This window comes from Deinococcus rhizophilus (assembly GCF_030271215.1).
GTDB classification, from domain to species: domain Bacteria; phylum Deinococcota; class Deinococci; order Deinococcales; family Deinococcaceae; genus Deinococcus; species Deinococcus rhizophilus.
On sequence record NZ_JASNGB010000205.1, the window covers coordinates 1 to 4,973 of the forward strand.

6 protein-coding genes are annotated in these 4,973 nt (G+C 71.7%); 3 read left to right on the forward strand and 3 right to left on the reverse strand.

Annotated elements, in window-relative coordinates; genetic code table 11:
- Both QOL99_RS15035 and QOL99_RS15040 read left to right on the forward strand, forming a co-directional pair.
- Positions 1 to 341, forward strand: a 341-nt coding sequence (locus tag QOL99_RS15035) for a sensor histidine kinase (protein ID WP_285525017.1), incomplete at its 5' end; no start/stop codon positions are given.
- Positions 342 to 792: 451 nt separating this feature from the next.
- A complete protein-coding gene (locus tag QOL99_RS15040) occupies positions 793 to 1,164 on the forward strand; it encodes a hypothetical protein (protein ID WP_285525018.1) in 372 nt (123 codons plus the stop codon).
- Positions 1,165 to 1,388: 224 nt separating this feature from the next.
- Here the strand turns inward: QOL99_RS15040 and QOL99_RS15045 are convergent, their stop codons facing one another.
- The 3 genes from QOL99_RS15045 to QOL99_RS15055 all read right to left on the reverse strand — a co-directional run bounded on the left by QOL99_RS15045 (position 1,389) and on the right by QOL99_RS15055 (position 4,598).
- Positions 1,389 to 1,868 (reverse strand): hypothetical protein, encoded by a 480-nt coding sequence (locus QOL99_RS15045; protein ID WP_285525019.1) that lies wholly within the window; start codon positions 1,866 to 1,868, stop codon positions 1,389 to 1,391.
- Between the two features lie 118 nt (positions 1,869 to 1,986).
- Positions 1,987 to 3,285, reverse strand: a complete 1,299-nt coding sequence (locus tag QOL99_RS15050) for a hemolysin family protein (protein ID WP_285525021.1) — start codon at positions 3,283 to 3,285, stop codon at positions 1,987 to 1,989.
- The gene (locus QOL99_RS15055) at positions 3,285 to 4,598 is read right to left on the reverse strand and encodes a hemolysin family protein (protein WP_285525022.1); all 1,314 of its coding nucleotides are present in this window, start codon (positions 4,596 to 4,598) and stop codon (positions 3,285 to 3,287) included. Before QOL99_RS15055 ends, QOL99_RS15050 begins: the two co-directional genes overlap by 1 nt.
- 182 nt (positions 4,599 to 4,780) lie before the next feature.
- On the opposite strand from QOL99_RS15055, the gene QOL99_RS15060 reads away from it, so the two are divergent.
- Positions 4,781 to 4,973: hypothetical protein (locus QOL99_RS15060; protein WP_285525023.1), on the forward strand; the 193-nt coding region annotated here is incomplete at its 3' end.

Consider the following 4,973-nt stretch of genomic DNA (forward strand, 5'->3'; position numbering starts at 1 on the left):
TGTCGCGGGCGCTGCTGAACCTGCTGGTCAACGCGGTGACCCACGGCGGCGACACCCGCCTGCTGGCGGAGGGGCGGGGCGGCTGGCTGTGCGTGCGCGTGCAGGACAGTGGCCCTGGCGTGCCCCCGGACCTGCGCGGCGACGCCCTGTTCGGCCGCTTTGCCCGTGGCCCCGGCAGCGAGGGCAGTGGCCTGGGCGTGGCCATCGCCCGCGAGGTGGCCCGCGTGCACGGCGGCACCCTGAGCTACGCCGGGCCACCGGACGCGCCCAGCACCTTCACCCTGTGCCTGCCGCACCTGGCCCGGCCAGACGCCGCCCTGGCCCCGGAGGACCGCCCGTGATTCGACTGCTGCTCGCGCTGCTGGCGCTGTGGGGTGTGTGGCCCGTGCCGCCGCTGCCCCCCGCGTGGCCTGGCCTGCCCCCCCTGATGCCCCCCCTGATGCCCCCCCTGGGTCTGGCCCTCGCGGACGACGACGATGACGACGACGAGGACGATGATGAGGACAAAGATGAGGACGACGACGACCGCCCGGCCCAGTCCCCGGCGGCCCTGTCCCCGGCGGCGCTGGCCCGCAGCCTGCGTCTGGCGAGCGTGTGGGTGGAGCGGCGTCCGGGGGGGCTGATCGCGGTCCGGGCCGGGGTGGAGCGGGGCGGCGTGNGGACGACGACGATGACGACGACGAGGACGATGATGAGGACAAAGATGAGGACGACGACGACCGCCCGGCCCAGTCCCCGGCGGCCCTGTCCCCGGCGGCGCTGGCCCGCAGCCTGCGTCTGGCGAGCGTGTGGGTGGAGCGGCGTCCGGGGGGGCTGATCGCGGTCCGGGCCGGGGTGGAGCGGGGCGGCGTGGTGGTGGGGACCATCACCCTCGACCCCACCCGGCTGGAACCGGTGAACTACCCCCAGCGCGGGCTGGCGCAGCCCAAAGCCCCCCCCACGGCGGCGGCCCTGCGTTCGGCGCTGACCCGCCTCGGCGGCCTTGCCCCCGCCCGCATCACGCTGGGACGCTACGCCGCCGCGTCGTCGGGTGGTCCGCTGCTCCCGCTGTACTGGGGCGGGCGGCACGTCGCGTCGCTCACCCTCGACCAGCGCGGCCAGCCCCGCCCGGACACGGCGGCGGCGCGGGCCCAGGCCGCCAGCACCCTGAAAGTGCGCCGCTGAGCCGGGCAGAACCGGGAGCAGGCCGCGCGATCAGTTTGCGGGAGTTGAGATCGGTCACTGGGACGTGAGCCCGGCGCAGGACCCTCTGCGGAAACAGGGTGGGGGGGACGGCACCCGAGCACCGTCCCACCCTGCCGGTCGGCGGGGTTCAGCGGGCGTTCACGTACCCGGCGTCCACGTGCAGGGTCGTGCCCGTCACGTAGCTCGGCAGGTCGGAGGCTTGGTCAGGACAGGGTGAGGTGGTAGGTCACGACGACGGGCACCAGAAACAGGGCCCCCATGATGAACGACAGGGCGAGGTTGTGCTCGTGCCGCATCTCGCGGCGAATGTAGACCAGCAGGGGCTCCCTCCGGCGGCGGGCCAGGGTGCCGAAGACCAGAAGCACGCCGAGGGCGAACAGCAGCATGGTGACGAGGACGGCCACCGCCAGCCAGGCAAAGGCGTCCGCCCAGGAGCCGCTGCCCACGGAAGGCGGACCGGCAATGGTGCGGCTGAGCAGCAGGCTGAAGCCCAGAGACACCCAGAAGAACACCGCGCCGATGGCCGCGGTCTGGTGTTCCTCGATCTCCACGATCAGTTCGCGCAGCCGCACGCCCAGCACGGTCCGGATAAACAGAAGACTGATCAGGACGGTCGGGAGCCAGACCGCGAGGTTCCAGCCCATCTCGGTCAGCAGGGTGGCAAACAGTTCAGACAGGTTCATGTGTTCCTTTGGAGAGAGGGGCGGTACTGCTCCAGCAGCGAGGACCCGCCCGGAATGGTCAGAGACACCGCGGCCTCCACGGGCACCGCCGCACAGGCCCACCACCCGCGTGAGACGGTCACGCCTCGGGACGGACCGGGCGGACCCGCACGCGGGTGATCTTGAGGCCGTCGACCGCCTCGGCGGTGAGGTCGTGGCCCTGCACGTGGACGGTGGTGCCGGGCGGCGGCACGGTGCCGTGCGCCTCCAGCAGCAGCCCGGCGATGGTCGTGGCCTCGTCGCTGTGCAGGTTCAGCCCGTGATCCTCGCGCAGTTCCGAGAGCGGCACCTCGCCGTCGAGCGAGGAGGAGCCGTCGGGGTTGCGGCGCACCCAGTCACTGTCCTCCTCCTCTTCCTCCATCACGTCCTCGATCAGGTCGTCCATCGTCACGAAGCCCAGGGTGCCGCCGAACTCGTCGACCACCAGGGCCGCGTGCAGCCGCTCGCGCTTGAACAGGGCCAGCAGGTCCTCGGCGCTCGCGGAGGCGGCCACGCTGGGCAGCGGGCGAACGAGGCGCCCCAGGCCCAGCGAGGCGCCCGCCGCCCGTGCCCGGATGTAGTCCTTGACGTGCAGCACCCCCGCGATCTCGTCGAGGGTGCCCGCGTAGACCGGATAACGGCTGCGCGGCGAGCGGGCGATCCGGGCCAGCACGTCCTCCGGGGCCGCGTCCACGGGCAGGGCGTCCAGGCTGCGCCGGGGGGTCATCAGTTCCTCGGCGGTGCGTTCTTCCAGGGCGAAGATGTTCTGGATCAGGTCGCGCTGCGCCTCCCCGAGTTGCCCGCTCTGGGCGCTTTCCTCGGTGATCAGGCTGAGTTCGCGGCTGGTGTAGAGCAGCGCGTCCTTGCCGGGGTCCTTGATTCTCAGGAGGCGCATGAGCGACAGGGCGAGGAAGTTCAGCACCGCGATCAGGGGCCGGAAGACGAAGCCGAAGACCCGCATCAGGGGATTGACCCGCACGCTGATCTGCTCCGGCGTCTGCAGGGCCAGCGCCTTGGGAATCATCTCCCCGAAGACCACGTGCATGAACGTGATCAGGCTCAGCGCGATGATGAAGCCCACGGTGTGCGCGGCGGCGTAGGAGAGGCCCGCGTCCTCGAAGGGGCCATACAGCCACCCCGCAATGGCGGGTTCGCCGTACATGCCCAGCCCGATGGAGGCCAGCGTGATCCCGAGCTGCGCGATGGCGATGTAGCGGTCCTTGCCGGTGGGGTGGTCGTAGACGCCCAGCAGCCAGCGGGCCGCCGGATTCCCGCGCTCGGCCAGCAGGTTCAGCCGGGTGCGCCGGGAGGCCACCAGCGCGAACTCGGCCGCCACAAACAGGCCATTGAGCAGCACCAGCACCAGGATGACCAGAATGGGCGTGAGGTACTCGAGCATCAGAGGCTGCCCCAGTCTTCACGGTCCGTGCTGCCACTCGGCAACAGGAAGCTGACCCGCTGCACGGCGCGGCGCTCCATCGCCTCGACGCGCAGGGTCAGGTTCTCCACGCCGACCTCGTCGCCGACCACCGGGAGACGGCCCAGCTCCTGCCACATCAGCCCGCTGACCGTGTCCACCTCGTCGGTGGGCAGCTCGAGGTCGAAGCGGTCGTTCAGGGCCTCGACCAGCACGTCCCCGCGCACGCTCACCCGCTCGCCCTGCACCAGAATGGGCTCCTCCTCGTGGTCGAACTCGTCTTGCACCTCCCCGAAGATCTCCTCCAGGGCGTCTTCCAGGGTGACCAGCCCGGCCACGCTGCCGTACTCGTCGACCACCAGGGCGCTGTGACGCGACGCCTCGCGCAGCCTGCGCCACAGGTCAGGCACGGCCATGCTCTCGGCCACGATCAGGGGCGGGCGCATGACGTCGCCCACCCACGCGCCGGGCCGCCGCTCGGCCAGCAAGAACACCTGGCGCAGGTTCACGACCCCGATCACGTCGTCCGGGTTGTCCCCGGTCACCGGAAACCGCGTGTAGGAGGTGGGCGCCAGCCGCCTCAGGGCGTCTTCTGCCGGCAGGTGGGCAGGGACCGTCACCATGCGGGTGCGGGGGGTCATGATCTCGCGCACGACCCGGTCTTCCACGTTCAGCACGCCCGCCACCATGTCGCGCTCGGCCGCGTCGATCAGGCCGCCCCGCGCACTCTCGCGGTAGAGGTCCTCGAGTTCCTCCGGGGAGTGGACGTGCGCGTGGCTGTGGTCGGCGTTCAGGCCCCAGGCCCGCATCAGACGAAAGGCGGTGCCGTTGAACAGCGCGATCAGGGGCCGGAACAGCCACAGACTGACCTGCATGGGCCGCAGGGTGGCGACCGCGAGGCGCTCGGGGTAGCGCAGCGCCACCGTCTTGGGCAGCAGTTCCCCCAGCACCACCTGCAGGGCCGTGATCAGCACCAGGACGAGAATCGTGGCGACGACCGGCCCCCCCACAGCGCCCAGCACCGGGGTCAGCAGGGGCGTGAGCTGCGCCTGCCCGTAGGCACCCGCGATCAGGCTGCTGAGGGTGATGCCGATCTGGCAGGCCGCGACGTAGGTGTCGACGCGGGCGGGGTCCTGCAGGATCGCGAGCAGCCCCGCCGCGTTGCGGTTGCCCCGCTCGGCGGCCTCCTGCACGCGGGACTTGCGCGAGCCGACGGTGGCGAACTCGGCGGCGACATACAGGGCATTGACGGCCACCATCAGCAGGATGACCAGCACCGGGAGCAGCGCACTCAACGCGCGTCACCGGGTCTGGGGGTGGGGGGGCTCGGACTGTGGGCAGAACTGGGAGGTTCGGCGTTGTCGCTACTGGGCAACGGCATAGGGAAGCATCATAGGGGCAAAAGGTCGGGCCGGTATGAGGGTGGTGGCCGGGCTCCGGGAACCAGGACCGCCCCCCTGCGCCGTATCTTGCGGAGGTGAGTGACAGGACTACCGGGGCGGACCACCTGCAGGGCGCTCCTTCAGGCCAGGGCCGCGCTTCCGGCACGGCGCTTCCAGGGGCAGCGCTTCCAGGGGAGGGGCTTCCGGAGGCGGTCGCGGCCGTGGTGGCGGGCGAGGCGGCGGCCCGCGACGCCGACGGGACCTTTCCGGCCGCCTCCTTCGCGGCGC

What these genes read in the sequence shown, in the direction of transcription:
- QOL99_RS15045 (WP_285525019.1), bottom strand. Translation starts at nt 1,868, where the DNA reads ATGAACCTGTCTGAACTGTTTGCCACCCTGCTGACCGAGATGGGCTGG.
- QOL99_RS15050 (WP_285525021.1), bottom strand. Translation starts at nt 3,285, where the DNA reads ATGCTCGAGTACCTCACGCCCATTCTGGTCATCCTGGTGCTGGTGCTG.